The sequence below is a fragment of the Verrucomicrobiia bacterium genome, assembly GCA_035946615.1.
GTDB lineage: Bacteria > Verrucomicrobiota > Verrucomicrobiia > Limisphaerales > UBA8199 > DASYZB01.
This window is the reverse complement of record DASYZB010000109.1, coordinates 24,957-47,105: the sequence shown is the minus strand read 5'-3', so window position 1 is coordinate 47,105 and position 22,149 is coordinate 24,957. Positions and strand designations below refer to the sequence as shown.

The window sequence follows — 22,149 nt, the reverse complement described above, 5'->3', positions numbered from 1 at the left end:
AGCCTCCAGGCCGTAGGTCAGGCCGCCGGTAGCGCTGACGGTGAAGAGGAAGTTGCTGCCGTCCGGGCTCAGAGACAGCCCGCTGATTATCGGGGCTGGATTGGTACTGCCGACTCCGTTCATTTGGAAAGAAAAGGGCTGGATTGAGCCGGAGGTGTTGACCACATCAAGGAAGTAGTGACAACCAGCCAACCACGGCCAGGAGCTGTTGAGCAGGCTGACATCGAAGCTGGAATCCGCGCCGCTGCTGAACCAGTGATCAGACAGGGTCATGGTCGGTAGCGTGCCCTGTTCGAGATAAAGCCGAACGCCGCTTGAGTGGATGGCCGTGTGCGACCAGGCTGCGGCGCCCTCGGGCACGTCAATGCGATAGCGCAGGACACCGTTGGGAGAGATCAGGTTGGTAGTATATCCACCGGCAAATGGAATGACGCCGTCCAGGACAATAAGGTTGGGACCTGGCGTCGAGCGAATGGAGAAGGTGGCATCACTCAGGGCCTGCACGCCAAGGAAGTACACATTGCCAGGACGCACCGGTGGGATGGTGAGGGTGTAGGCGCCGGCGTTGAGGAAACGCGGATACGGGCCTTGGTCTTTTTGGTCGCGGCTCCAGTCCAGATTATCTGTCGAGTTGGTTCCTTGCCCCGGGGGAATGGTATCCCGAACATAAAGCGCCATACTGCCCCGGTCGGCGCTTAAGGACAGGGTCCATGAATCCGGCAAGTCCAGAGGCAACTGCACGCGGTAATATCGCCAGTCACCGGCTGCCAGGCTCTGGTTGTCCAAGCTGCCTCCGGCAAAGGCCAGGTCCGAGATGGCGCCAGTCGAGACCTGCAGGCGGTAGGTGACATTGGCGCCCCAGCCGGCATGGACGGCAATGTACCAAACACCGGGGGTCAGCCCGACCTCGGATTTGCCATTGAGCGGAACCCAGTTGCCGTATTCGGTGAAGGCGTTGGTGAGGAAGCGGTCGTAAATGGCGCCGCTGGCCCCGTTGGCATTATGGGAGAGCGTGGGAGGATTTGCGTAGCGCAGGTAGAGGTTTGGATTGCCGCTGAAGGCGTCCAATTCGGTGCGCAGCAGTCCTCCATTGCCCGGCGGCACGATGACTGCGTAATAATCCGAGCTGTCCTGCTCCAAATCCACAGGGCCGGTATCACCAAAAACCTGGCCCAGGGCGGGCATCTGCCAGGCCGCTTGGGCGAGAGTCAGCGCCTGGCTGGTCAGGGTGTAGTCGGTCAGACCGGTTGCGCTGACCTCGACATACCAAGTGCCGGGGCTCAGGTAATCTGGGACACAGACCGCCTGGCGCAGGAAATTAGTCGAAGTGCCGTCGCCGGGGACGTCGTCCGGGAGGGCGCCTCGGCGCAGCCGCATTTTGGGCGTGCCATAAAGGGAGCTGAGGCTGAGCTTCCAGCCCATAACCGGCTGGCCATTCAAGGTGTAGGGTATCTGAACACGCCAGTAACCTTTAAACCCATCCTGCAAGATGGCTTGGGCGACATTGGCCAGGCCGTTGGTGTTGAGTGTCGAATCGAAGTTCAGGTCGGGGATGACCAGGTCCCGCACCCAAAAGCGGACATTGGCATCGGGATAGTTCGTTCCGGACCCAGCAGCTTGAACGGTGATGGAAAAATCGCTCGGCGAAGGGTTGGGAATAGTGATGACGCCAGTTTGGATATTGGTTAGGAGCCACTGCGGTTGGGCGGTAACGCCGCCGTCGGCGCCGTACCGGTTCGGGGTAGCCATTGGATAAGGAGCGGCTGCCGGCGGATAGTCCCCCGAAGTCATAGTCAGAACCGGGTTGCCGGTAGTTTGGGCCGGATCAAAGACAACTTGCAAGGCGAGCACACCGGACGGCACCGTGAAGCCCCAAGTGTCGCTATCACCCCCTGTGAGCACGGTTTGACCCAGCAAATCCAAAGGCCCAACCCACCCCATGTCCAGAGGCGGCAGGCTCCCGTCGGTGTAAAGAGTAAAGGAATCGCTTCCGGCGCCGATGCGCCCGAGAGAGTTGCTCAGATTGAGACCCTCGCTGACAACTCCAAGGTAATAGGTCCCAGGCATCAGCGGAACGGTTGCGCCGGCCGCCATGCTCAACAGGTGTTCATCGCCCGGTTTCTGCATTTTCTTGCCGCCATTGACGGGGCTGTTCTGGGCAGTCAGAACGTTGGCCGAAGCAGCGGCCACATTGGGCAAGGCGCCGCGCTGCGCCAGCAGTAATCCGTCGCCGGTATCGAAGTTCAAGGCGACTTTCCAGCTCAGGACGTTATTCGAGACGACGAGGCGATACCAGGCCGCTTCGCGCGCTGGAAGAACTCCCGTCGCGCTCCCGCCGGCAAATGGCAAATCCTGGACCGGGACGCTCAAGCCGGCACCGATGCCGCGGCTGACAAGGGTATAGGAAGCTGGGTGGGAGCTATCCAGGTTTGTAATACCGACGTAATAAGTTCCCGCCTGGAGCGGATTGCCCAGGCCGGCCTGGAACACCCGGCCAGCGCTGGAAGTTCCATCGGCTTCGTTGAGCAGAGTCCAGTCGTTTGTCGGGGCCAACTGCGCTCCGCTGGGCCAGGTTGCCGAGGCGAATGTAACGCCGCTACTGGAATAAGTGCTTGGCGCTTGATCACGGCGGATGACCAGCCCAGGCGAGCCACTGCTGACATTCAAGAGACGCAGGTCCCAGCCGAGTGCGGTGGCAGGGACATTGATCATAAAGGCCGTCCAGCCGTTGGCTTGGTTGTTTACCTGGATGCTGCCGCCGTCAAACGGCAGGGTTCCCGGAGGCGACTCGACATGGAGCCGGAGAGTATATTGCAGAGGCGGCCAGTTGCTTGAAGTGTTGCCGGCCAGCACTGCCAGCGAATAAAGGCCGTTTGTCGGATTGTTAATGACATTGGTCACTGCGCTCCAGATAGCCGGGTAGCTTCCATCCTGGCCGTACAGCGAAGCGCTCAACGGCACGTGCGGGTCGTTGCGCAACCGCGCCACAGGCATGCCCGTAACCCTTTCGAGGCTAACGGTGTGATTGAGGGCGTTTGGCGAGAGGGTGAACTGGTAGGCGGCTGTTGCGCCTGCATCCAGTGTATTGGTGACCAGCAGGTCGGCCCCAGGCAGGACGGTACCCAGGTTGATCGGCGGAGAGGGCAGCGTGCTGGCAATGCTGAAATCGATCGTGCCGCCGCCGATGATGCCCTTTGATGGTTGGGCCAAAATGCCTTCACCGATGACGGCAACGTAGTAAGTGCCCGCGGTTAGGTTGGTCTGTCCCAGCAGTTCACCCAGGAGAACATTTTCGCCGCCGCCCTTCTGGAATTTATGGCCGCCTCCAGGGCCGGCAGCCAGCAGGTTGGTAGCAGCGGTAACGTTTGGCAGCGCGTCCTTGCGTACTGCCAGGAGTGCGTCTCCAACGGAGGGCGCCAGGTTAAGTTCCCAGAGCGGCGTGTTGGTCGGGACACTGAACGAAAAGTAAGCAGGGTCGCGCGGGTTCAGGCCGGTCTGGGAGACTACGGAGTAACCGGTGCTGACCTGGGAGACAGGAACGAGGAAACTGGGGCCAATGCCGCGGCTGACGATCGAGTAAGACATGGCGGTTGAGCTTCCAGGGGCGCTGCTCACACCGATGATATAGTGGCCGGGTTCGAGGGGGCTGCCTATGCCGGCGGCAAAGACTGTGCCGGTCGTATCGATGAGGTTCGTGCTCGTGCCATCGAACGGGTTGATGTCGTAGCGGTAGCCGGTCCAATCGATAGCGGGCGCGGCTTGGGCGCCGATGGGCCAATTTGTGGCGGCGCCCCAAGCCCAGGCAGTGCCGTTGGTGAGCCGGGAAGTTAAATCGTAAGGCCAGCCGGAGCGGCAAACCACCAGCCGCGGGCTGCCGCTGATGATATTGGTTAAGCGGATGTCCCAGCCTAGCGCCGTGGGCGGCACATCAACCGAGAAGAAGAGCCACTCGCCTGTAATGTGGCCGGCGATGCTGGTTTGGCCGCCGTCAAAAGCCAGCGGAATGGTATAATAGGCCAGAGGATAGATGCGCAGTTTGTAGGCGGCATCCGGGTATTGGCCCGAGACGCCTTCAGCCTGGATCAGCAGGTTATAAGTGCCACCAGCGGCCAGTGTGTCCAAACGGTTATAGGTCGGGTTACTCCAATCGGGTTGCCAGCCGCCCTGGCGGCCATAGTTTTCAAGCGTGCTCGGGCAGAGAGGACCCGCTCGAATGGTCATGGCAGGGTTATTACTCACGGTATCGATCCGCACCACCATAGGCCCGAGGTTGGCGGAATTGGGAGTGACATTGAAATCAAACGCCAGCACCGAGCCACCCGGCTGAACGATGTCGCGCGCGAAATAGAAATTCGTATCGATAGTGCCCAAGTCAGTTAGCGGCAGGACGCCGATGCTTTGGAGGACGTAGGCGCAACTGTTGGACCCAATCCGGCTTGTCGTTGCCGAGGGCGACATCCCCTCGCTTACGACGCCGAGATAGTACGAGCCCGGAGGAATGTTTGTGCTCGGCTGGACCGGCAGAAGCACGAAATGTTCGTCGCCGGTTTTCTGGAGCTTGCAACCAGCCGGGTTGGTGACCGAGGTGGTCATGGCTGCGCCGAAGTTCGGCAGTCCATCCTTGCGGATGAGCAAAAGCCCCTCGCCATTGGTCAGGTCCAGGTTGACTTGCCAACTGGGCGTGTTGCTGGGGACATCAACCCGGTAATAGACTGCCTCGCGCGGAGGAGTCGAGGTCATGCCGAGTTGCCCGCCGCTAAACCCCAGCGGCGTAATGGGCAGACTGTAATTGGTCCCAATGAGGCGGCTCAGGAGTGTGTAGTTCATCGGAACGGGGGTGGGGGCGGCTGTCCCGCTCGCAATCCCAACCACATAGTCGCCGGGTTCGAGCGGGTTGCCCATCGCAGCCATGAAAACCGTGCCCAGGGAGTTGGACCCCTTATTGGAAAGTCGATAGCCAGTCCAATCGGTGTCGGGCGCAATTTCCCACGCAGCGGGCCAATTCGTGGAGGTGTAGGGAGTCCAGGAACCGCCTGTGGCCGTCCGCGTCGTGAGGTCAAAAGGGAAATTAGTGCGGCAAATGACCAGGCGCGGGTCACCGCTGGTGATGTTGGTCAGGCGCAGGTCCCAACCCAAGGCATCGGGTGGAATCCGCACCCCGAAATACATCCATGTATCGGAAGGTTGGTTCGTAGCGATCATTCCGCTGTCGGCGGCCAAGGTCGTGAACGAGCCGGCCGAGACCTGGAGCGTGTAGCTGGTGTTTGTATATTGGCCGCTCACACTGGAGGCCTGCACTAAAAGCGTGTAAACACCCGCTGCGGGCCAGGGCACCCGGAGGACATTGGGACCCGACCAGGCTGCCGGCCACCCCCCGATACTGCCGTAGGTCGAGTCGGACGGGCGGCCCAGTTGGACATCTGCCCGCAACGACATGAGAGGATTAGAGACCCGATTGGTCAGCCGCACCTCGATGACAGGGGTATTGGGCAGGACTGTAAATTGGTAACCGAGGATTTCTCCACCGGCTTGAGTTGCCTGCGCTATCAAAGCGGTCTGGCCGAGAGGATCGACTGCGCCAAGGTTGGCCAGTGCCAGGGGTCCCTGGCTGGTGAATGTAAAACTCGATGTGTTGGACCCCGCCCGGCTGCCGGAGGGCGACTGACCTTCAGAGACAACCCCTACGTAATAGGCCCCAGCGGTGAGATTAGTATCCGGCTGGTTGGGCAGCAGCAGGAAATGCTCGTCCCCGAGCTTGCGTACGAGGCACCCGGTAATGTTTGTCAGCGAAGTGAACGTTGCGCCGTAATTGGGCAAGCCATCTTTGCGCGCCACGAGGAAACCATCGCCCGCGTCCAACCCCAGGCGCATATTCCAGCTTGGGGAGTTGGTAGGCACCACAACGCGGTGCCAGGCCACCCGGTGCGGCGCAAGGCCCGTCGCTGAATTGCTGCCGCTGAAAGCAACGTCGGTCACCGAGCCATTGGTGAAAATGCCCCGCACAAGCAGTTGATAGTTCATCTCATTGGTGCTCAGTGCGCCGTTGACGACACCAATGTAATAGGTGCCCGAGTCGAGCGGGTTGCCCATGCTGGCAAAGAAAAAATGGCCTTGTTCGCTGGCGCCGCTGCTATCGCTGGTGAACCCGGTCCAGTCATTCGGATAATAAACTTGAGCGCCAATAGGCCAATTGGTCGAGGTATTAGGAGACCAAGTGTTGCTAGTGAGCAGCCAAGTATTGAGACTGACGGGCAACTCGGCCTTGCAAACCACCAGGCGCGGGTCTCCGGTAGTGATGTTGGCCAATTGCAGTTCGAAGCCCAGTGCGTTTGTTGGAACATCAATATGGAAGTACTGAAACCAGCCTGCGGGCTGATCGCTCACCTGATTGATGCTCAGGGTTGGCCCAAGGGTTAAATCGGTGCGCGCGCTCTCGCGTCCGGACAACACGAAAGGTCCCAAGGGCTGGTTGGTATTATTGACACCTATATACCACACATCGGCCGGGTGCCGTGGCTGTTGCAAGGCGCCCGTAACTGACGCCGCGTCAATCCAAGTGGTGACCCCGGACGAATTACCCTGGGTGTAATTAGTCCGGTAAGTCCACTGGCCCGGGACGGCGCTGTGCCGGACCGCTATCTCGGTGCCAGGGGCAAAGTTGTTGAGGAGCAGTTCCCACCCCAGCGAGCCGATTTGGGAGGTGATGTTAGTGACTGTATAGAAGCGCCAGCCCTGGCGGGCGGGCAGGTCGTTGGTAATGGTGAAAACGTAATCCACCACCGTAACCGCCGGGCGCGAGTTGGTTAGACTTGCCGAGAAGGGCGGGGCGCCAAAGACCGTCAGGTAAAAAGAACCGTCGGTGAGGGTCGGTGGAACCAAGGTGACCGTTTCGAAGGGGGCATTGGCGGTGGCCGAGAAGGCGGTGCTGACATACTCGTTGGGGACGGCCGACTGGCGCACGGCGATGGACGGGTCCCCTGTGCTGGCCAGCAGGTCGAGTTGCCAGGCGATCTGGTTCGGAGGCACTTGAACATGAAAGGTGACGTAGCCGTAATCGGTGGCAGTCACGTTCGTAGCCGAATCGAACGGCAGTTCGATGATGGGCTGTTGTCTTGAGTCCAAGGTGAATGGCTGATTGTTTGTGCCGGCGACCGTCACGAAGTACTCGGTTCCGGATTTCAAATAAGGCGGCGCCAGCAGGATTTGGCCCGGCTGTTTCCAATCATAATAGCTGGCGGAGTTGGTAAAGGCGGTGGCGCCCTGGTGTACAAAGAGGTTATTGGTCAGTCCGCCCAACCCCAGGCGCCAGGCGATTGTGTTGGAGTCGATGGTTGTGCGATAAAAGTTAATCCCCTCCGGGCCAATGAACGTATTGGTCCCGCTGGAGGCATCGGCCCCGGGCGATGGCAGAGGGGCAACGAACAGATTGCCCGAATAGATCGACCATTGCGCCCCAGGGCTTGCGCTCACCATGGCATACCACACCTGGCCTGTCTGGTACTGAGAAGCCGGGGGGTTCTGCAAGAGGACCAAGCCATCCGAGCCGGGCTGGCTGGAGGAATAATCATACGCAGTCGCGGTGGGCAGGTTGGTTCGGCGCAGAAAGAGATTGGCCTCGCCGCCCAGGACATCCAGTCGCGTGCGCCAGGCCCCCGAGTCGGCATTGAGTGGGGTGATTTTGAAAAAATAATCGCCGCCCAACAGACTTTGGTTGGTGAACACCGCCACTGGCACGGCCGCCGAGCCGGGTTCCCAGTTGAGTGTCACCATCGGGGCGATCTCTGCCGCAAGGGTGTAGGTGGCCATGCCAGTGCCTGTGGCGGGAACAGTGACGCCGATGAAATAGGTGCCGTTAGTCGCGTCGGTGCTATCCAAAAAGACGGTCTCAATAGAGCGGCCGGTGCTCCGTTTGAGGTAGCTGGTGGTCGAGGGCAGCGCACCGCGCTGGACGTAAAGGTCGGGGATGGCCGTGCCTGAAAAGGAGGCGAGCACGACGCGCCAGCCCGGGAGATTAGTCGGAACATCGACCTGGAAAAACTGGGCTCCGCCCGGAGCGATGCTTCCAGTGGTGGAAAAGACCAGGGGCTTAAGGATCGGCATCGAGGCGAGCCGAGCGTCAGCACGATTGGTCGTAAGCGTTGCGGCAAAGGCCTGGGCAGTCGAATTAGTCGGGGTAAAAACTAACAAGCTGTAACTGCCAGCCGGGACCAGTTCGGGCACTTCAAGATTGATGCTGTTGGTGGTCTGGTTGAGCCGCGAGACGAAATCGTAGTTGGTCAGGGCGGCGTTTCCTCCACGCTTGAGGTACAGGTAGGAAAAAGCCACCGAGGAGTTAGTGGCCACCAAGGATATATTGGTTATGCCGGCGGCCAGGCTGAACCCGAAGGATGAGCCGCCGCCCGGCTGGTTATTGCCGAGAAAGGTTTGAGCCTCCGTTCGAGGCGCCTGCCCCAGGGCAGTCAAGGCCAACATAACCGAGATTAGTTTTTGCATAAAGGATTGTGGGTTTCCGACTCGCTCCTGCTTGATGGCGAGAGTTGAATTTTTGTTATTGGGCATTCTCAGCGATCTCCGGCTTCGAGGCATGATCTGTCTCATTATTGGTTTCCGGTGGCCCGTTTCAGCACACTCCACCGGCTGGCGCTTTTAGCCGCGCGGTCCTGCCGCTTTTGCGGCTGCTAATAAATAGCCCAAAATGCTTGCCGATGGGAACGAACCCACCAGAACTTTCTCGACAGAAAACTCGAACCAGGATTATGTCACAGCATATTGATTGCCAAAAGCAAATTGTTTTGAGACTGTCCATGCAAGGGTGCAAGACAGAATTGAAAAAGCTATAAATCGCTTCCAGTCGAATTTGGTCCTCAAGACGCCAGAGACGCGAGGCTTCCGCAGAGCCGCATGAGCGGGCTGCTGGAATCAGCAAAAGATTGGTTGAACGTCGGGCTGGGCTTTGTCTATCCCGAGGTGTGCCAGATTTGTCAAGAGCAGCGGGCAGGGCCGGCGGAGTGTTTCCTATGCCAGGACTGCCGGGCTGCTGTGCAATGGGTCGAACGGCCTTTTTGCGAGCGCTGCGGGTTGCCTTATCAGGGCGCAATCACCACAACCTTCGAGTGCGCCAATTGCCAGGAGCGTGAGTGGCATTTTAACTGGGCGCGTTCAGCAGTGCTGGCGCGAGGAAATGTGCTCGAGGTGATTCATCGCTATAAGTACCGGCGCGCGCTTTGGTTCGAGCCATTCCTGGCTGAGTTGCTCGTCAAGGCGTCAGGGCCGGGATTGCTCGAGGGCAAATGGGATGCCATTGTTCCGGTGCCATTGCATCCCATCAAGGAACGGGAACGGGAATTCAACCAGGCTGCTCGCCTCGGCAAACGGCTGAGCGCGGCCGCACAAATTCCCCTGAACACCAGAATCCTGCGACGCGTGCTCCCAACCCGCACCCAAACCCTCCTGAACCGCGAGGACCGCCTGGCCAACGTGAATCGCGCCTTCGCCCTGCGCAAGGGAGCCCGCCTGAATGGCGAGCGGTTGTTATTGGTGGATGACGTCTTTACTACCGGCGCAACCACTAGCGCCTGCGCACGGGTTTTGTGCGCCGGCGGCGCCGATGAAGTTTGTGTCTGGACAGTTGCGCGCGGAATTTGAAATTTAGAAGGCTGGTTCCTGGAAATTGCCTTTGACCGGTTTTAGCGGCCAACGTACGTTGGGGTTGTGGAAAAAGGGAATGCCAGCGCGTTTGATTCACGCCATGTGCGCGCCCTGTGGCGTTTGCCTTTGCCACCGACCTTCACGCATTACCTGGGCCGCAGCCTCCTTCGCCTGCTGCTAACCGTCCAGGGTTTGGGCGCTTTCACGCTCATCACATTAGGCGTCATCCTCGCCAAGTTCCGCTCAGCGCGGCATGTGGTTTGGCCGCTCATCCATCGCGAGACGGCGCGGGCGGGCCTGCGCTTGCTGCCGATGTTCTTGTTTGTGGCTGCCGGCCTTGGGCTGCTGGTGATAGGTCAAAGCGTCTCCTGGCTGACGCGCGTTGGAGCCATCAATTACCTGGGCACAATCATGGTGCTGGTGGTCGTGCGTGAACTCGGACCGCTCATCACGGCGCTGTTGGTGCTGGCGCGCATCGGCACGGCTAACGTGGTCGAGTTGGGCACCGCTCGGGCCACCGGCGAGGTCGAGGCATTGGAAGCGCTGGGCATTGACCCGGTCCATTACCTGGTTGTCCCGCGCGTGATCGGGATGGCCTTGGGTGTGTTCGCCCTGACGGTTTATTTGATCATCGGGGCGTTGTTCAGCGGCTATCTTTGGGCATTTCTCCAAAATGTGCCGCTGCTGCCGGCTGATTATTTCCGGCAACTGGCCGTGTCGCTGAGCGGTTTGGATTTTGCCTTGCTGGCGCTTAAGACGCTCGTATTCGGATTCGTTATTGCCATCGTCACCTGTTATCATGGCTTGGCCCAACCGCTCCACCTCGAAGAGGTGTCACATGCGACGGTTCGCGCGGTCGCCCAGAGCGTCATAGCCTGCGTGCTCATTGACGCGCTGTTCATCATCATTTATCTCGCGACTTGATGGACTCGCCTGCCCCTCAACTCCAGCTCCCGGTTATCCAGATGGAGGACGTCGCCGCCGGGTCAATGCTCGACCCCAGCCTCGTCGCCGCCGAAGGCATCCACTGGTCGGTGCAGGCGGGCGATTACTGGGTCGTAGCCGGCCTCCAGGGCTCCGGCAAGAGCGATTTCCTCATGATGACCGGCGGCGTGCTGCCGCCCCTGAGCGGACGCTATCGCTTGTTCGGAGAAGACATGCCAATCTTCGATCAGGCGCGTCTGAACCAGCGCCTGCGCCTGGGTCTGGTGTTCGACGGCGGCCAATTGTTCAATCACCTGACGGTGAGCGAGAATGTCTCGCTGCCGTTGCGCTACCATCGGAATCTGACCCCAGCCGAGGCCGAACCGGATGTGCGCGCCGTGCTTAAGGCGATGGAGCTGGAGCCTTGGGCCGACAGCACCCCGGGCGCCATCGGACCGAACTGGCAGAAGCGGGTCGGCCTGGCCCGGGCCCTGATGCTGCGCCCGGAGATATTGCTGGTGGATAATCCCCTCGCCGGGCTGGACCTGCGGCACTTGCAGTGGTGGCTGGATTTTCTAGACAAATTGTTACAAGGCCATCCCTTGTTCGGCGGAAAGGCCATGACCCTGGTTGCCACGACTGCAGACTTGCGCCCCTGGAAAACCCGGGCGCATCAATTTGCCATCATCGAGGGCAAACAGTTCCGTGTGCTGGGCGCGTGGCAACAGGTCGAAGAGGCCAGTGGCGAGCTGGTGCAGGAATTGTTGATGACAGAACGGGAGGGGAATTCAGGAACGCCAGGCTGACGGCTCAGCGCGAGGCCAAGCCCGCCCAGAGCAAAGGAAGGCGCGGCGCAATAATCCTGAATGAATGCCGCTCTCACGGTGGCAGGATTAAGATTTCCGGGCGCAATCTGCCGATGAATTGGTTGGGCAATCTTGTGTCCAGCGAACCGGACAGCATTGATTCCAGCGCCACATGCCCATCACAGAAAGTGACGTTGGCCTTTTGAGCATGGCGGAAATGGCCGTTGGGATAATTCACTGTGTTATCCACATAATACCATTCTTCAAACATCGGATTGCTGTGCGAAGCCGGCGCCTGGAAATCGTTCACCTGCGCGGCGTCAGCAAACAAAGCGGTTTCTGTTGGCCGCTTGATTCGGCTGCAATTTATCGGCGCCTGGCTGAGACTGACCGAGAGATAGTTATTGTAACCGTAACTGAACACCACATTGGTGGCCTTCAATTTGAACTGCGCCAACGTGGGGTCAAGTGCCGGGCAAAGCCGCACATCGCTGCCATTGAGATAAGGAAATAATTTCCCAACCGACAAGTCAAAGGGCCGATGGCCTTCGGGTCCCGGCCCGATCCAGCCGAACCAATAGGCCTGACCACCGTTAGTGGGGCCGTATAAATAAGTGAAGCAATTCCCTCCACTGTCACTCCAGTAGAGTTGCGTGGCGACGCCCAGTTGACGCAAGTTGCTTGCGCATCGGGCGCGATTGGCCGATGCCCTGGCTTTGGCCAGCGCCGGCAGCAGCAGCGCCGCAAGAATCCCAATGAGGGCAATCACCACCAGCAGTTCAATCAATGTGAAGGCGCGCCGCTTCATGATCTTTCAGCGCCGCACGCGTTCAACCGCTTCCCCCAAACACGCACGACATAGGCAAGCCGCCCCGGGCGCGCTAGACGGCTGGAGCGGTGGAAAATCATCGCACCAGCATCCGCCCATTTTGCACACGAACGCGTGGCCGCAGAGGGGGCAAGTTTTGATTCGGCTTTTGGATTCGCCGGCACTCGATGTTGGAATTGCGCGAAAGGCATCTGCGGGGCCGTTCCAGTCGAACAGTTCCGGGTGGAACAGATGCGCGAGCAGTTCCACTCCGTCCACCAGGCGCGGGCCGGGCCGGGCGAAATAGGCGTTGGCGTTTACGGCGAAAACACAGTTATCGCGGACCGCCGGCAGCTCGCTCCAGCCCGGCTGCTGCAAAAGCAAATTCGCCTGTTCTGTGGCCTTTTCGATGCCAAAACCGCAGGGCGACACGATTAGAATTTCCGGCGCCCACGCCGCGATGTCCGCCCACTTGGTCCGAACGGAATCAGTTTTCTTGCGCCCAAGCGCATCCTGGCCGCCGGCAAGTTCGACCATCTCCGGCACCCAGTGGCCGCTGCAGTAATATGGGTCAATCCATTCGAGGCAGAAAACGCGACGATGCGACGCCGTTTGCGTCAGGTCGGTGACTCTTTGCAAACGCACACGCGCGGAAGTGACAAGTTCTTCGGCGTTGGCCGAACGGCCAGTGGCCTTGCCCAGTTCGCGAAGGTTGTCGAAAACGTCCTCGATGCTATGGGGCGTGAACCAGAGGATTGTGGGCTTGGAGGGCAGCGCTTTGAGGGCGCGCGCGATTTCGCCGCCGGAGGGCGCGCAGACCTGGCACAGCGCCTGGGTGAGAATGTGCGTTGGCGCCAGCCGCGCGATGGCCTGTTGGTCCACCTCGTAAAGATTGCCGCCCTGGCCGATGCATTCGGCAACCGCAGAATCAATTTCCCGCAGGCTCATCGTTTCTACCGGCAACGAACACCGAACCACGACCGGTTTTGTCCTGGCGTCTGGAGGAAAGTCGCATTCATGGGAGACGCCAACGACCTGGTCCCCAAGGCCAAGGGCGTATGCCATTTCCGTCGCCGACGGCAGAAAGGAAACAATGCGCGCAGGGTTCATAGGACTTGCTCAAATGGCGTCTTCTTGCGTTCCGAGGCCGACTGTCTTGCTCGAGCAGCGGCGATGACACGAAGCTTTTCGGCATCGGTCAAGCGACCCCAGTTTGCGATTTCAGATAACGACCGAAAACAGCCGATGCAGACCGTTTTGTCTTCGGACATCAGGCAGACGTCAATACAGGGGGATTCGATGGTCATCAGACGACTCCCAACGCAGGTTCGCGCAGAAGGACAAAACGGCTTTCTGCGAGGGCGAATCCCCCGAAGAGCAGCGTCGAATAGAGCAAATCACCCAATAGCATATTTCGGAAGAAGGGGATGCCGGCAACATAACAATCGATCAGGCCCGCCAGGGTTTTCGGGTACAAGCTATCAATCGCCCAAACGCCGAAATTCGTCAGCGCGAAAAATAAAATTGCCCCTGCCAGGACTCCTAATGCGATGCGCCGCACGGAGCGGTGGCGGCGCACCCAAAAACCAAGGCAAACCGTGAGCGCGAAGCTCGCATAAACCACCGCGGTGATCGCGTAAAATCCTAAAGCGAGATCGCTCAAAAGCAGCCCAGCCAGCGGCACCAGGAACGCAACGCGTTTATCTGCGAACTGCGCGCCGCCAAACAGGGCGATAGCGGCAATGGGCGTGAGGTTTGGGGGATGCGGGATCAAACGCGAGGCGGCCGCTCCCAGGATCATTCCCGCGAGCACGATGAATCTACTTTTGTTCATATCTGTTTCCTTTCCGGTTTGTGGCCGGTTAAAACTTCTTCTGTTGTGTTGTCTGGTAACAAATCGCAAAACCAAAAGCCTTTGGTGCGGCGCGGAGCAGCCGGGCAAACGTAGGCCGAAGTCGAATCGCTCGGATGGGTCACTTCAACCGGGCGGTAAACTTTCTCGCCAAGTTCGAATTTCACCGGCTGCTTGAAAACCGGACCCGCAAAAGCAAACGAATGGAACTCACCGTTTTCGCCGCAGGGATCGACTTCCGGCGGCAGGGCGCGCAGGAATTCTTCGTCGATGTTGCGCCCCACCATTTCTTCGCCAAGATAGGCATCGTTGGCGCAGCAGATGACTGTGCGAAAGCCAAGAGCAAAAAACTCCTGAATGAGTTCGCGCGAATCCACTTTCCAAATCGGGTAAATCCCGCGCATACCGATTTTTGCCAGGTTTTCATCGCGCCAACGCTTCAGGTCTTTGAGGAAAATGTCGCCGAACGCGCAACCGCTCACGCCGCGCGCCTTGTGCGCGAGCAAGCACGCGGACATTTTTTGTTGATACTCCTCGTTGGAGCTGCGCTGGCTGACAAAGACCTTTTCCAGCGGCAACCCGATGGCTTCGGCCTGCGCGTCGAGCAGCTCCAGCCGGACACCGTGCATCGAGACGCGCTGGAAATGCTCGTTGCAGGTTGTGAGCAGCGAAACGATTTCGTAGCGGTTGTCCTGCCGGAGCCGGTTCAGCGCCAATGCGGAATCCTTGCCGCCGCTCCAACAAAAAAGGATTTTCTCTTTGGTCATGCGATTATGGGCGTTGGGCGCGCACGCGATAGAAACCCTGGCTTGCCGGCGCATTCGTGTCCTGCAAAACCAGATTCGCACCGTTGCCACTGGCGGCAAGAGAAACGTCCGTCCACGAAACAAAATCCGTCGTGCGTTCAAGCGTGTAAAGCCAGTTGCTGCGGCTGGTGAATTGCGCCTGCCACAGGCCATCACTGAGGGCGCCGGTCAAATTTTGCACCGGCGGCGTCGGCAGGGTGAGAACAAAATTGTCCGCCACGCCGTGCGCGAGCAGCGACCCTGCGTAGATAATCGTGCTGCCGTCGGCATTGGTATAAATGGTTGTATCCTGTCCTGCCTGGCTGTAGCTGCTGATGGAAATGGCATCGACGCGAAAATCCGTAAAACTGGCTCCCAACGTGGCGATGCAATTGGAAACAAACATCTGGTTGTTACGCAGGATGGTCATCACCAGATTGGAGTTGCTGGCAGTATAAGCCAGGTTCACCCGGTAAAGGTCGTTGGTCGTCAGACTGTCTGGGGCATAACCGCCGGATGCGTAGTTGAAACCGGTCGCATCACTGATGACCGCCGTGAGTGACGGCCCATATATCCAAGAACCGCCCGGATCAGGGAAAAAGGCGAACTCGACCAGGTCAGGGGAGTTATACCCGGTGCCGCGCAGGAAACCGGGTTGTGAGGCTTGAGCCAGATTGAGCAGCCCGACTGACAATGGGAATGTGCTGGGCATCTGTGGGTCCACACCAGCCATAAAGTCATTGAGCCGCAGATCAAACGCGACGCTGAAATCGTCGTCGCGGGCGAGAATGGTCCCCAGGGGATGGTAAAAACAACTGTTCGTTTGCGCTGAATCCCAAGTGACGGCAAGATTTTGACCCACCGAATCCCACTTGAACAGATTCGTCTGGCCGAAAACCTGCCAACCGTTTTGCAACGGATTGGTGGAAAAACTCTCAGTGAATGTGGCCGCGCGGACGGCGGGCAGCGCGAACAGGCCGGCAATTGCCAGCAGGCGGATTTTTTTCATGGCTGATCTTTCATTTCTGTTCCGAAAAAAAATTCGCGGAACGGTTGAGTTGAGAGACCAGCGCGAAGTTTGCAGGTTCTTGAAATGAAAAACCTTCAAACCCCTCGGCAAAACGGAGAATGAAGGCACTCAGCGAATCCCATCCCGCACTCACGGAACAGGCTGGCCTCATCCTTCTCTTTGACGGAGAAGTTGATCCCGCAGAGCGGGGTCGTGACGAGCACAGCCAAACCGGTATCCTGACTTCGGGCTCAAAACCTCGCTCCCGCCTTCCCGGCCTGGTGGACCAGTGGCTTTGGGAGTCTGTGACCCGTTACAGTGGCGCAACCGTCCCCGATTCACACGGGGTTCCCTGACATTTGGTTGTGACGAGATGATGAACCCAAAGGTCCATCACTTTCAAAGAACAGCGCCAGTTAAAATGGGTTCCCCCAAAAAGCCAAGAAAATTTTTCGCGCCGCCGCTGTTCTGCATGGACATGCCGGAAAGCGCAAAAATATTTCTGTGGTCGGAGTCCGTCTGGAGATTAGTGATCGTCAGCTCAAGGGGACCAACGATTCTTCGGAAGGGCATCCGAGGCGTCAGGTTCGGTTTGCAGCGTCTCAGAGCAGCCGTCTGCGACCGGAAATGAGGTTGACCAGGATCATGATGACTGCAATGACTAACAGCACGTGAATAAATGAGCCCATCGTGTAGCCGGTAACCAGACCCAGCAGCCACAGGAGGATCAGGACGACCGCAATTGTGTATAACATAATTTGTTTTTCCTTTCCGTTTTGTTCTTGGAACCCGCCGCCGACGCGCGCTTCCAGACGCTCGTCGGCTGGGGTTCGCCAAAATTAATTCGCGGACACAACCATCTCGGGTTCTTTCAGCGCCACCCTGACGCCATTGATGGGTTTGCTCACCGCCTTGCGGACCGCCTCGACCGCCGTCGAACCCACTTCCCCGGCGCCTTTCAAAGCGCCGCTGGCAGCGGCCGCGGCGGCCTCCTCGGCATTGACTCCTAATTCCTTAGCGCCCTGGATCGCCCCCTGGACGAGACCCGTGGCCGCAGCCTCGAGGTTGCCTCCGACCTTGGCCGTATCTCGCACGGCAACTTGTGCCGTATGACTGATGGCGTCCAGGACCGCCGTGCCTGTCTCTTTAGTGCCGCGCAGCACCCCGAGCATGATCCCTTTGGCCGCCTGCGTGAGGTCCACGCCAATCTGCGCCGCGGCGCGGATCGCGCCGCTGGCAACGTTGGCGATGGCACCCGTCACCGACGTGCCCACCTTTCCGGTGTCTTTGATTGTGGTCGCGAGGATTTGAGCAACGGTATCCACTGTCGCCTGGACGATGTTTCCCGTGCCTTTGATCGCGGTCACGATCTTGTCTTTTACTGTTTCAATCATTCCCGAGTTTGTTGTTTTCATATGCAGCTTTTCTCCATAAAACCCTTCCGCCTCATGGCGCGATTTTGTCGCTCACCCACTGGCGTGCCTGGCTGAACCCGTCCTTCGATGATTCGTAGGCTTTTTCGAAACCGCTTTTGACGCTGTCCCAGGTGGACTCGGTCGCGTTTCTGACACCGTCAAGCTGTTTGCTCAACTGCGCCGTTTGGTTGCGCAGCCCCTCGAGTTTGGGCTTGGCATCGGCCTTGACGGCGTCGCTGGAGCTTTCGACCTTTGCCGAAAGCTGGTCCAAATCCTGATTGAGCGCGGCCAACTGGCCTTGCATTTTCTCGACGAAGGAGGATTTTTGGGCGTAGGTGTAATCCTTCATGTCCTGCGCGGCCTGTTTTGTTTCCGTCTGGGCATTGTCGAGCTGTTGAGAGGTGGTTTGCTCTTTATTGCATCCCACCGCAAAAGCGGCAGCGCAAAGCAGTGCGAGAGTTAATATCTTATTGTTCATAATTGTGATCTTCGTGAATCCTCAGTGTCTAATCTTTTGTTTTGGCTCTTAGTAACGGTAATCCGGCCGCCTTTTCATATAGGGCCCCTTCGTGCCCGTGCCATCCAATTAGCGTGGGGTGTGCCACGTTCGCTTCCCAGCACCGCACCGGAAAGCAGCTCCAGGCGGGCTCCCTGCAAAAAGCCCGCAACCCCATTGCCAGCAACAATGTCCTTTGGCGATCCCCGCTGACACGGGTCGCCAACCGGTGGTCGAACGGTTTTCAGCGGCCAGTTGAAACCTCTTGTCCACCGTGCAAAGTGCATGGCGCGGCGGGGCTTGTCGTGCAGGCTGCAACGCTTTTGGATGGTGTTCATTGCGCGCCCAACGTCATTTCGACGAGCTGATGCTGCATCGCGTAGTGCATCAACTCGGCGTTGTTTCTCAGGCCCATTTTCTCCAGGATACGGGTGCGGTAGGTGCTGATAGTCTTGACGCTCAAGGCAAGCTCGGCGGCGATTTGGCTGACGATCTTGCCCGAAGCGATCAGGCGCAGGACCTGGAATTCCCGGTCGGAGAGCAGTTCCTGAGGCGGTTTTACCCGGTCCCTCGAAAGATTCGTAGCCAGTCTTTCCGCCAGCGCCGTGCTGACGTAGCGGCCCCCGGCGAGCACCTTTTTGACTGCCCCCACCAATTCCTCGGCGGCGCTCTCTTTGGTCATGTAGCCTGCCGCGCCAAGCGTAAGCACACGGACCGCAAACTGGTTCTCCGGGTGGATGCTGAGCACCAGCACCGGGAGCCTGGGCCGCGAGTTTCTGATCTCGCGCATCACATCGAGACCACTTCGCCCCGGCATTGTGATGTCCAGGACAACGATGTCCCAGTGCTCCTTCCCAACCAGGTCGAGGGCCTGCTGGGCGCTGCCTGCCTCGCCGAAGGCCGCCTGTTTAAACTCATCGGCCAATATCTGCTTCAACCCACGGCGCACGACGGTGTGATCGTCCACTAAAAGAATCCTCATGATTGCTTTCGGGCGCCTGGGTGCGGCCCTCCAGGGGGCGCGCGCAGGTGCGAGCGCGCCGATGCGCCTGGCCGGTTAATTGGGGCGAAGTTGGATTCCACGACACCTTTGGAAACCGCATAGCGGGTTAAAGTGGCGATTTCATGAATATCCAGCTTATCCATGAGAGACTGCCGGTGCTTCTCTACGGTTTTAAGGCTCACAGAGAGCAGGCGGCCAATTTCCTTGCCAGACAGGCCCTCGGCTATCAATTGCAAGACGTCCATTTGGCGGTTGGTCAAAGCCGGGCGGGCCGGTGAACTGGATTTGAGATTGCGGTGTTGCCACTGTTTCAATAAGCGGCTGGCTATGGGCGGACTGAAGACGGCGTTTCCCTTGAATGCCTCGCGGATCGCCTTCAGCAGACTCTCGGAAGCGGATTCTTTAGTTAAATAACCCGCAGCCCCCGCCTCGACGGCTTGTTGCACGTGCTGGTCGTCGCTGTAGGTGGAGAGAATAAGCACCTTGGCGGCAGGAACTTTCCGGGCAATCCGCCGGGCGGCTTCCATCCCGTTTAACAGCGGCATCGCGAGGTCCATCAGGACCACATCCGGCTGAAGTCTTCTGGCCTCGCCCACTGCCCGGTAGCCATTCTCGGCCTCCCCGATGACATCGATGTCGTCGGTTGCTTTCAGCAGAGACCGCAGCCCTTCGCGGAAAACGGCGTGATCGTCCGAGAGCAAGACAGTGATTTTTTTCATAGGCTTCCTTTGAGATAGCGGGACCGCTTTGGTCGGCGCACCCCATTAACGTGTGACCGATGCTTCGGCGCAAAACCGGTGAGGGATGGATGGGCGAGCCACACGACTCGTTCCAAGGGAGCTTCCAGCGCAGGCTCCTGCGGCAGCGTGTTGTGTGTCAGCCAGAAATCCTTGATGGCTTTGACCATCTCCTCAAGCTTGCTCGCTTCGGACGGCTTGGTCAGAAACCCACTGGCGCCCAGGCGATAGGCTTCCACAATGTCTGCCTCTGAACCAGAGGCGGTCAGCATGAGGACCGTCAAGGCCATCCCGGGTTGCTGGCGAATCCATCGCAGGACATCCAGCCCCATCACGTAAGGCAATTTCAAATCCATCAGCACCAGGCACGGAAACGGGAATTCTTCGCGGTCAGCGAATCTGCCGGAGCCTTGCAAATAGTTAATGGCCTGCTGTCCGTCACTCGCGACCTGGATGGGATTAGCAACGCCGACTTTCGTCATCGCGTGCCGCAGAAGGAAGACATCGTTGGGATCGTCATCGACCTGGAGAACTGTTTTCACGGTTTTATGCCTTCTGTAGTTGAATCCAGAAGCGGGCGCCCTTGCCCAGTTCCGATTCGAAACCGATCTCCGCGCCCATGCGTTCGCTCGCCTTTCGCACGATGGACAGCCCAATGCCGGTTCCCTCGTACTCGGTCGCCGGCTGAATCCGCTCGAACAAGCGAAAAATGCGCTCGTGATTTTCGGGGGCAATGCCGATCCCATTGTCCTTGAACCATACCCGTATGGAGGCGTCTTCCACCTTTTCGGCCGAGACCTCGAGACGTGGCGTGGTTCCGGGCGCAACAAATTTTGTGCCATTGCTCAGCAAGTTGGAGACGCACTGGGCCAGCAGCGCCTCGTTGCCCATCACCTGGGGCAGCGTGCCTTGGATGCGAATCTCCGGTTTGATACGCTGTCCGTTCGGGAAGGTTTCAACCATGTCGCGCACCAGGCGGTCCAGATTCACCCGCTCCAGCGGGAGGTTGGAGTGGAGAACCTTGGTGTAACTCAAAACATCCTGGATAAGCCGATCGAGCCGCACGGCTGAGCGCATGATCCGGTGCAGATAATCGACCCCTTGTTCATCGAGCTTGCTGCCGTATTCATCCACCAGGAATTGAGCGAAGCTTTGCATGGCCCGCAACGGCGCCCGCATGTCGTGCGAGACGCTGTAGGAGAATCCTTCCAGTTCGCCAATGGTTTTGCGAAGCTCACTGGTGCGTTCCGCGACCACTTCCTCCAGATCGAGGGCGCGGCGCCCAATCTCGTCTTTCGCATCCAAGAGCGCCCGCTCCGCCCGCTTGTTCTCGGTAATATCCAGTGTCACTGCGAGAAAGTATTGCTCGCCAGCGGGAGCGTGATTGATGCAGGAAACGCTGCTGCGCACCCAAACGATGTCTCCGTTGGGTCGCAGGCAGCGCTTTTCGATGGAGAATCCCCCGCCTTCCTTTCTTAGCTTTTTCAGAAGGGCTGTGTTGCGGGCCTGGTCGTCCGGGTGGACGAGGTCCTGCATTCGCAAGCCGAGCAATTCCTTGGCCGTGCGCCCGGCAATGTCGCTGTAACATTTATTGACGAGTGTGAAGCGTCCATTCATATCCGTTTGCGCTATCCCGGCGGTGGCCTGGCTGAAAATGGCGTAAAACCGCTTCTCACTTTTCCGCAGCGATTCCTCGGCCTGTTTGCGCTGGGTGATGTCGCGGATGTTGCACTGGATGACTTTCCGCCCGCCTTCATCGTAGAGATTGCTGACAAACTCGACCTCGCGGCGCTGACCCGTTTTGTTTTGGAGCGGCAGGTCCTCGTAGCGAATGAAATGTTTCTTTTGCAACTCCCGAAAAGCCGACTGGTTCGCCTTTTCATCTTTCAGCAAGCCGATTTCCCAAAGGTCCTTCCCGAGCAATTCGCCGCGAGGGTAGCCCAATAATTCCGACATGAACGGATTGGCGTCCGTGATTTTGCGGGTGGTGGGATCGAGAATCAGAATTCCGTCCCGGGCCGCTTCAAAGAGGCGGCGGTAGCGAATCTCCGAGACCTGGATGGCGGCCTGGGCCCGCCGCCGCTCAGTAATGTCTTCTATGAACAGCAGAATTCTCTGCAAGTGATCCACCTGGCGTCCGCTCAGCAGCATCGTGCGCTGGCCGATGCTTTCAAACTCGTGCGTCACTTCGAATTCTTTGAAAAACTTCTTCCGTGGCAGCACCTCCTCCAGCAAGGTGCGCAGCTTGGGAATGTTCCACTGCCCATTGCCCAATTTATACACCAGGCGGTTGAGGGTCTGGCGTGGGGAAATTTTGAAAGCTTTGCAGAACGACTGGTTGGCCGTCCGCACGCGCAGTTTTTCGTCGAGAACCAACAAAGGCGGCACCGCCTCGATGACCGCTTCGGCATAGTCGCGCGCGGCGAGCAGTTGATTCTGCAGCAGCAAGGCCTCTTCGAGCTTCGGCCGCTCCTGTTGGCGCGCGCGTTGCGGGTTGCCCCTCCGTGGCGGCCGTTTCCGAGCTTTGATTTCCACCCCACAACCTTAACCGAGAAGGCGCGCGCTGGTATTCTGGGATTAACCGTGGGGTGTTTCCCCCTCGGAGGCATTTGCGGAACTCGTGCAAGGCAGGTTTGACCCTGCTGTATCGCCGATGTCCAATCATT

At 58.7% G+C, this 22,149-nt stretch carries 17 protein-coding genes and 1 riboswitch; of the genes, 3 read left to right on the top strand and 14 right to left on the bottom strand.

The genetic code is table 11. From position 1 onward, the window contains the following. Positions 1-8,472, bottom strand: an 8,472-nt coding sequence (locus tag VG146_15810) for a hypothetical protein (protein HEV2393819.1), incomplete at its 3' end; no start/stop codon positions are given. A 429-nt stretch (positions 8,473-8,901) separates the two neighbouring features. On the opposite strand from VG146_15810, the gene VG146_15805 reads away from it, so the two are divergent. From VG146_15805 to VG146_15795, 3 genes are all read left to right on the top strand, one after another. Further along, the gene (locus VG146_15805) at positions 8,902-9,645 is read left to right on the top strand and encodes a ComF family protein (GenBank protein ID HEV2393818.1); all 744 of its coding nucleotides are present in this window, start codon (positions 8,902-8,904) and stop codon (positions 9,643-9,645) included. Positions 9,646-9,711: 66 nt separating this feature from the next. After that, the gene (locus VG146_15800; protein HEV2393817.1) at positions 9,712-10,572 is read left to right on the top strand and encodes an ABC transporter permease; all 861 of its coding nucleotides are present in this window, start codon (positions 9,712-9,714) and stop codon (positions 10,570-10,572) included. Then, the gene (locus VG146_15795; protein ID HEV2393816.1) at positions 10,572-11,378 is read left to right on the top strand and encodes an ATP-binding cassette domain-containing protein; all 807 of its coding nucleotides are present in this window, start codon (positions 10,572-10,574) and stop codon (positions 11,376-11,378) included. Before VG146_15800 ends, VG146_15795 begins: the two co-directional genes overlap by 1 nt. Positions 11,379-11,451: 73 nt before the next feature. Here the strand turns inward: VG146_15795 and VG146_15790 are convergent, their stop codons facing one another. The 13 genes from VG146_15790 to VG146_15730 all read right to left on the bottom strand — a co-directional run bounded on the left by VG146_15790 (position 11,452) and on the right by VG146_15730 (position 22,018). Next, entirely contained in the window at positions 11,452-12,186 is a 735-nt protein-coding gene (locus VG146_15790) for a prepilin-type N-terminal cleavage/methylation domain-containing protein (protein ID HEV2393815.1), read from the bottom strand. Positions 12,187-12,192: 6 nt separating this feature from the next. Further along, positions 12,193-13,296 (bottom strand): ABC transporter substrate-binding protein, encoded by a 1,104-nt coding sequence (locus tag VG146_15785; GenBank protein ID HEV2393814.1) that lies wholly within the window; start codon positions 13,294-13,296, stop codon positions 12,193-12,195. Continuing rightward, a complete protein-coding gene (locus VG146_15780; protein ID HEV2393813.1) occupies positions 13,293-13,457 on the bottom strand; it encodes a DUF1289 domain-containing protein in 165 nt (54 codons plus the stop codon). The genes VG146_15785 and VG146_15780 overlap by 4 nt, the downstream gene beginning before the upstream one ends. A 35-nt stretch (positions 13,458-13,492) precedes the next feature. Then, positions 13,493-14,020 carry a DUF6580 family putative transport protein gene (locus tag VG146_15775; protein ID HEV2393812.1) on the bottom strand — a complete coding sequence of 176 codons (528 nt, stop codon included), beginning with the start codon at positions 14,018-14,020 and terminating at the stop codon, positions 13,493-13,495. Next, a complete protein-coding gene (locus VG146_15770; GenBank protein HEV2393811.1) occupies positions 14,017-14,805 on the bottom strand; it encodes an ATP-binding protein in 789 nt (262 codons plus the stop codon). The genes VG146_15775 and VG146_15770 overlap by 4 nt, the downstream gene beginning before the upstream one ends. Before the next feature lie 4 nt (positions 14,806-14,809). Next, positions 14,810-15,832: a hypothetical protein gene (locus VG146_15765; GenBank protein ID HEV2393810.1), complete on the bottom strand. Its 1,023-nt coding sequence runs from the start codon at positions 15,830-15,832 to the stop codon at positions 14,810-14,812. 211 nt (positions 15,833-16,043) lie between these two features. Next, a riboswitch (cobalamin riboswitch) is annotated at positions 16,044-16,210 on the bottom strand. A 224-nt stretch (positions 16,211-16,434) separates the two neighbouring features. After that, positions 16,435-16,587 carry a lmo0937 family membrane protein gene (locus VG146_15760; protein ID HEV2393809.1) on the bottom strand — a complete coding sequence of 51 codons (153 nt, stop codon included), beginning with the start codon at positions 16,585-16,587 and terminating at the stop codon, positions 16,435-16,437. Between the two features lie 84 nt (positions 16,588-16,671). Next, complete coding sequence (locus VG146_15755) at positions 16,672-17,247, bottom strand: hypothetical protein (protein ID HEV2393808.1); 576 nt, start codon at positions 17,245-17,247, stop codon at positions 16,672-16,674. 31 nt (positions 17,248-17,278) lie between these two features. After that, a complete protein-coding gene (locus VG146_15750) occupies positions 17,279-17,725 on the bottom strand; it encodes a hypothetical protein (GenBank protein HEV2393807.1) in 447 nt (148 codons plus the stop codon). Between the two features lie 352 nt (positions 17,726-18,077). Further along, entirely contained in the window at positions 18,078-18,728 is a 651-nt protein-coding gene (locus tag VG146_15745) for a response regulator transcription factor (protein ID HEV2393806.1), read from the bottom strand. Next, positions 18,722-19,465: a response regulator transcription factor gene (locus VG146_15740; protein HEV2393805.1), complete on the bottom strand. Its 744-nt coding sequence runs from the start codon at positions 19,463-19,465 to the stop codon at positions 18,722-18,724. Before VG146_15740 ends, VG146_15745 begins: the two co-directional genes overlap by 7 nt. After that, on the bottom strand, positions 19,462-20,025 hold the full coding sequence (locus tag VG146_15735; GenBank protein HEV2393804.1) for a response regulator: 564 nt from the start codon (positions 20,023-20,025) through the stop codon (positions 19,462-19,464). Before VG146_15735 ends, VG146_15740 begins: the two co-directional genes overlap by 4 nt. Before the next feature lie 4 nt (positions 20,026-20,029). Continuing rightward, positions 20,030-22,018, bottom strand: a complete 1,989-nt coding sequence (locus VG146_15730; protein HEV2393803.1) for a PAS domain S-box protein — start codon at positions 22,016-22,018, stop codon at positions 20,030-20,032. Positions 22,019-22,149: the final 131 nt, after the last annotated feature.

Bases quoted from the DNA above. Each gene is read 5' to 3' on its own strand.
- VG146_15805 (HEV2393818.1), top strand. From the start codon at position 8,902: ATGAGCGGGCTGCTGGAATCAGCAAAAGATTGGTTGAACGTCGGGCTG.
- VG146_15795 (HEV2393816.1), top strand. From the start codon at position 10,572: ATGGACTCGCCTGCCCCTCAACTCCAGCTCCCGGTTATCCAGATGGAG.
- VG146_15790 (HEV2393815.1), bottom strand. From the start codon at position 12,186: ATGAAGCGGCGCGCCTTCACATTGATTGAACTGCTGGTGGTGATTGCC.
- VG146_15785 (HEV2393814.1), bottom strand. From the start codon at position 13,296: ATGAACCCTGCGCGCATTGTTTCCTTTCTGCCGTCGGCGACGGAAATG.
- VG146_15780 (HEV2393813.1), bottom strand. From the start codon at position 13,457: ATGTCCGAAGACAAAACGGTCTGCATCGGCTGTTTTCGGTCGTTATCT.
- VG146_15775 (HEV2393812.1), bottom strand. From the start codon at position 14,020: ATGAACAAAAGTAGATTCATCGTGCTCGCGGGAATGATCCTGGGAGCG.
- VG146_15770 (HEV2393811.1), bottom strand. From the start codon at position 14,805: ATGACCAAAGAGAAAATCCTTTTTTGTTGGAGCGGCGGCAAGGATTCC.
- VG146_15765 (HEV2393810.1), bottom strand. From the start codon at position 15,832: ATGAAAAAAATCCGCCTGCTGGCAATTGCCGGCCTGTTCGCGCTGCCC.
- VG146_15760 (HEV2393809.1), bottom strand. From the start codon at position 16,587: ATGTTATACACAATTGCGGTCGTCCTGATCCTCCTGTGGCTGCTGGGT.
- VG146_15755 (HEV2393808.1), bottom strand. From the start codon at position 17,247: ATGAAAACAACAAACTCGGGAATGATTGAAACAGTAAAAGACAAGATC.
- VG146_15750 (HEV2393807.1), bottom strand. From the start codon at position 17,725: ATGAACAATAAGATATTAACTCTCGCACTGCTTTGCGCTGCCGCTTTT.
- VG146_15740 (HEV2393805.1), bottom strand. From the start codon at position 19,465: ATGAAAAAAATCACTGTCTTGCTCTCGGACGATCACGCCGTTTTCCGC.